The following is a 4,665-nucleotide window of genomic DNA, read 5'->3' on the forward strand; positions in this document are numbered from 1 at the left end:
CCATTGGTGCTGACGGGGGACACTCCGTCGCGTTCTGGATGGCCCGCGCCACCTCGACCTGGACCGTGTCGAAGTCCAGGATCGCGACCTTGCTGATGAAGGGCTCGACGATCACGCCACTGCCCTGTCGGTCGGTCAGGTGGGCCTTACCGCCCACGACCGTCACCGCGAGGCCGTCGGCCTCCAGGGCGAGGTTCAGGTGGTCGCGGACCGCCGCGGCCTTGTCCGGCTCCCTCAGGTATTCGCGGGGATCGCAAACCTTCAGGATGGCGCGCTTAATGAGTTCGTCTCCATCCGGCCGCGCGGCCATATGCCGGAGTGCCGTAAGGGTCGCGGGAGTGCGTGAAACCGCCCCGATCCGCATGTCGAAGCCGCAGTCCAGGAAGAACTCCTCGATCTTCGGGCCAGAGCGGTAGATGCCCACCGGCGGGGTCGCGTCATTTCCCGCACCGCCCGTGATGGCGTCCACCAGCGCCTTGATGACGAAGGGCGAAAATCGACCCGTCACTGAACACTCTCCTGTTGCCCTGAGCCGGAGCTTTTCGCTTATCGCTTGCTCGCAGAATTCTGGCGGCGCGCATCGACCACAACGATCTCAGAAGCGCGTTCACCGCGTGCTTCAGCATCATGCTTCAAATTCTCGATAGTCCGCAATTTGCGGCCCATCTTGCCCACATCCATAATTACGAAAATCGCGTCGCGAGTGTCGGACGCCTTTTTGTAAATCTCGAGCTGGGTTTTGTAGCCATGCACCACTGATCCAGTGGAAAGTTTCATCTCGACAAGCACACGCCCGCGATACCCAGTCGAAAACTTAAAATCTACCGGGCCACCGCCGGAGTTTGTTTCAGGCGAAATGTCGACATTGTTGACGGCGCACATAACGTTGGCGACCGCGAAGAACATCAGCTGACTCGCACGTTCGTGCCGGGGGACGCTTCCGCTCCACAGCAACTCCCACATATTGTTGTCCTCGACCATCGCCTGGAACTGCGCGATGATTTCGGTGACAGTCTTGAGCAGGGTGACGGCGTCCTTCGCCGATGGCGCGACCAGTCGGCCCCGGAATGGCTCTGGGTCTTCGCTTAGAATTTTCCGAAATTGATAGTAGCCGTCGAGGTCAGCCTTCTCGTCATAGCTTTCCGATGCTGCGGCGACGGCGTTTATCAACTTTCGTAGCAATGCCGGGGAGGAGAAGGCGGCACGGCGAATGGCCGCCTTTTTCTGTGCGATCGTTGCCTTGGCGAAATTGCCGAACATCCGGTTCACTGCGTCGCGGATCTCGCGCACCTCAAGGATCACGCGGCTCACATCCGCCCAATCGGCTGCCAAGGGCAGATCCCGAAGCAAATCGCGCGGAACCAGGATCACGGGCAAGTTCGGATAATAGGGGTTTGCCGGCAGCTTACGGTCGCCATAATGCGCGCCAAACTGCTGCACCGGTACGCCATTGGCGAGACAGAATTCCTCAGTGATCGCGGCAAGGGTCGGGAGCAAGAAATTCGTGGTCATGTCGCTCAGAGTGTCGGGACCCACTCCTGCTTCGAACAGGCCCATCAGTGGGATCATCGCTGGGTTCTTCTCTCCCAGCGTGATGATCTCCTTAGCGGTGCGCAGAATGCGGTTGCGAAGTTCGGGCGGCCGTGAACTTCCGCTCGTCCCGGCGGCACCATAGCCGAGGCTCGTCTCGGAGCGCTCGTCGAGGTTGAGCGCATGATAGGCACCCTTCCATGCGGCATCGCCCTCGGCCCGCGATATATCCAGCAGACCGATGACGTTCTGGAAGCAGGTTTCTACCGCGGTTCTGCCCTCGCTGATGATCTTCGGGTTCTGGCTCTTCCAGAGGAGCAAAGGATCAATGAAAAGCTTGGTGTCGCTGTTGAGGATTGGATCCAGCAATTTCGCCGCGGCCAAGGCTGCAGAAGGCACAGCGAAGTGTGTCGAGAACAATACCGGATGGATTAGGCTCTTCCGTGCAGCCATTTTTCCCCTCTTTCTGCATGGGTTAACAGCGGACTTTGCGAATGACTAGGTGACCTCGCGGCGTCCCCTATTTCGGAGGTGGCGGGAGCCCCAACTGCCGGCGGCTCCATCGTCGGTTCAATAGCTACGGCAGCTACCCAAGAGCCGGGAGGAGTAGCCTCGAATGGCGACGATTAAGGCGGGAAGCCGACATACGGTTTCACCCTAAAACAGACTGCGGCGAGCGCTGTGGCTCTGGGCACTGCTTCACATGCTTGGCTCCGCCCCTGACCATTCTAGAACGAAGGGGGAGCTGGGGGGCCGCTCGGGACCTCATGGACCTGCGCGCTGCATCGCAAGGCGACAGAACGGCTGAATATAGGGCGAGTCATTCGACCTCTCTGGCCCTGTTCGAAAACCGGTCCGGCGTTCGCAACGAACAGTCCTGAACCTTCCTGTGTCGTTTCGTCTTAGAGGCAGGGAGGGGGCCTGGCTCACGGAATGCCCAGCGTGATGGGCGCACGGCCGGCGCGTCAAGGACGGCGGGGCCCCACCATTTTGCCTCCCCTCCGCTTCGCTGCGGTCCGACAAAATCGTTGCCCCCACCGCCGCTTCGCGGTCGCCCGGTCGGGCGATCCCTGACCCGCCGGCCGCACACCCATCCGACCTGCTCCTGCCGTCAACGGCAGACATCAGGAGGACATCATGGCTTCACTTGCGACGTGTCATTCGAGCTTGGATTGCTACTTCGAGGCGCTTGCTACTGCGGAGCGTAGAGCCCAGCACAGCTTCTTCGATCAGCACATCGTCGAGGACCGCGAGCTTGGATACTTTGCTCTCGACGAGGGCGACTACAACGCCTTGCCGGCGCACCTGGCTGCACGGGTGGTGCACACGGTGCATGGGGCGATGCTCGACGAATTTTGACGAGCGCGAGAGGGCAGGGACCGGTAACGGCTCCTGCCCTTTTTTCATGTTCGCATGCTCGTGCGAAGTGCTCGGTCTTGGACTGAACATGAGCGAAACGTGCACCTTTCATGTGTCCCGGAGGGGCAGCAATCTTCTCTTCAACGGCGTGCAATCAGGGCGGCAAATCGGCCCTTGTGCGGGTTTCCGCCATCGAGAATTTCGCGGGATGTTGGTTCTGTTCTAGGCCTATTTTCCCAAGGGGTTCTGCGGGCTTCATCATACTGACGGTGGTCCCCTGCGGCCGACCAAGTTCTACTCAACTAAGGCCAGTTGGTATCCCAGCGCCAATTTTCGCCCGAATCTCGCTTAGTCCTGAAAATTCCCGCCCGCTCCCGCTCCAACGATAACGCCGAAAAATCAGCATGTTGAACGGAACTCGGGAGCCACCGGAGCCGCCCGCGCACAGGGGAACTTGACAGGCACACCGTACGCAGCGGTGCTGCCGGATGTTTCATTGTCTCTTCAATGGGATAGATCTTGATTTCGCGAGATGCAGCAACTGATTTGCCGGTGATGCATGAAGCGGATTCGCAATTTGCGGGTAAATCACTCTGCCATAAGGCCCTGAACAGATGGGCGAACTTTCCGTTTTCCTACAGGCTGCCCGTGATTTAGTCTGATCCTCGCCTTCCGCAGGGTGAACCAGGTTCCTTATCGTTCAAGGAGCTTGGAAAAGTGCAACGTCATCAAAGTCTGCAGAGCTATGTTCCGCCGCTTATCGCGGATTGGATCAGGGACCAGGCGCGCCTCAAGCAGGTCAGCGTCAGCATCGTCGTGCGCGACCTGCTGGTCGCCGCCTGGACCCGTGACAACGATGCGCTTCTGCGCCCCACCGGGGCCGATCCGGAGCGGCAGAGGGTGTTCGCCACAGTCGCGCTCGACGCGCTGCTAACCCACCATTCCGACGGGTCTCTGAGGGAGCGTACGCTGGCTGCCTATCACCGCCGGCTCGAGCGGCTCGGTCTCATTCCGGCTTCCGGCAAGGGAGGCGAGCATGAAGCATAATCTCGTCAACTTCACCCGCGGTAGCCAGCTGCTGGGCCACTTCGGCTTCATGTTTGCGGCGGGCCTCAAGGGACCGCTGCTTGTCACCGTGCTCGTCATTCTCGGTCTTGGCTGGTGGGAGGTCCAATCCTCGCTCAGCGAGCAAGAGGTCTATCTTCTGTGGATGCATCTCTACGCCTCCGCCTACGGTTTCATGGAGTTCGATCCCGGCAAGCTCGTGCACCTCAAACTGGGCAACGGCGAGACCGCCGCCTTTCCCATGTCGGTCGTCACCCAGTACCCGCCGATGCGCGCCGCGGTCGCCGCATTCGGGGAGGCCCTGCGGAGTACGTTCTTGGTTGCAAGCATGGTCCTCGTCCCGCTGTTCATCGCCTTCTGGTGGATTGCCGAACGCTTCGGCGAGCGCTCGAAACAGAAGAAGCATGTGCGCGGCTCTTCGCTCGCAACGCTGCCCGAACTGGAGCGCGACATCGCCCGCCACAACGCCCGCGAACGGGCGCGCGAATATGGCAGCGAAATGGGTTGGTCATGGCGTCTGGCCGGTCGCGCATCATTGCGCGAAGCGGGCCTCTATACCCCCGCGCATCTCGGCGGCGTGAGCTGGCCGTGGCGACGCGAGCAGAGCCATGCGATGCTTGTCGGGACCACCGGCACCGGCAAGACTGTGGCGCTCACCGAACTCGTTGACGAAATCCGCGAGCGGGGCTGTCCCCCGTCAGCACCAATGGC

Annotated in this window: 4 protein-coding genes and 1 pseudogene; 3 read left to right on the plus strand and 2 right to left on the minus strand. The window is 60.7% G+C overall.

Features of this window, described 5'->3' with window-relative positions; all coding sequences use genetic code 11:
• Nucleotides 1-508, minus strand: a pseudogene (locus tag ILT46_RS11880) (abortive infection family protein); the annotation flags it as partial.
• A gap of 38 nt (nucleotides 509-546) precedes the next feature.
• Nucleotides 547-1,983, minus strand: coding sequence for a hypothetical protein (locus ILT46_RS11885; protein WP_199504852.1), 1,437 nt, complete (start codon nucleotides 1,981-1,983; stop codon nucleotides 547-549).
• A gap of 684 nt (nucleotides 1,984-2,667) precedes the next feature.
• Here ILT46_RS11885 and ILT46_RS11890 point away from each other — a divergent pair.
• From ILT46_RS11890 to ILT46_RS11900, 3 genes are all read left to right on the plus strand, one after another.
• Nucleotides 2,668-2,889, plus strand: a complete 222-nt coding sequence (locus ILT46_RS11890) for a hypothetical protein (protein ID WP_199504853.1) — start codon at nucleotides 2,668-2,670, stop codon at nucleotides 2,887-2,889.
• A gap of 717 nt (nucleotides 2,890-3,606) precedes the next feature.
• A complete protein-coding gene (locus ILT46_RS11895) occupies nucleotides 3,607-3,936 on the plus strand; it encodes a hypothetical protein (RefSeq protein ID WP_199504854.1) in 330 nt (109 codons plus the stop codon).
• A partial coding sequence (locus ILT46_RS11900; protein ID WP_199504855.1) for a type IV secretion system DNA-binding domain-containing protein occupies nucleotides 3,926-4,665 on the plus strand: 740 nt, incomplete at its 3' end. The genes ILT46_RS11895 and ILT46_RS11900, both read left to right, overlap by 11 nt.

The sequence above is a fragment of the Qipengyuania sp. YIM B01966 genome, from assembly GCF_016461955.1.
Classification (GTDB): Bacteria; Pseudomonadota; Alphaproteobacteria; order Sphingomonadales; family Sphingomonadaceae; genus QFOP01.

Excerpts from the sequence above, each read along its gene's own strand:
- ILT46_RS11885 (WP_199504852.1), bottom strand. The coding sequence starts at position 1,983 with ATGGCTGCACGGAAGAGCCTAATCCATCCGGTATTGTTCTCGACACAC.
- ILT46_RS11890 (WP_199504853.1), top strand. The coding sequence starts at position 2,668 with ATGGCTTCACTTGCGACGTGTCATTCGAGCTTGGATTGCTACTTCGAG.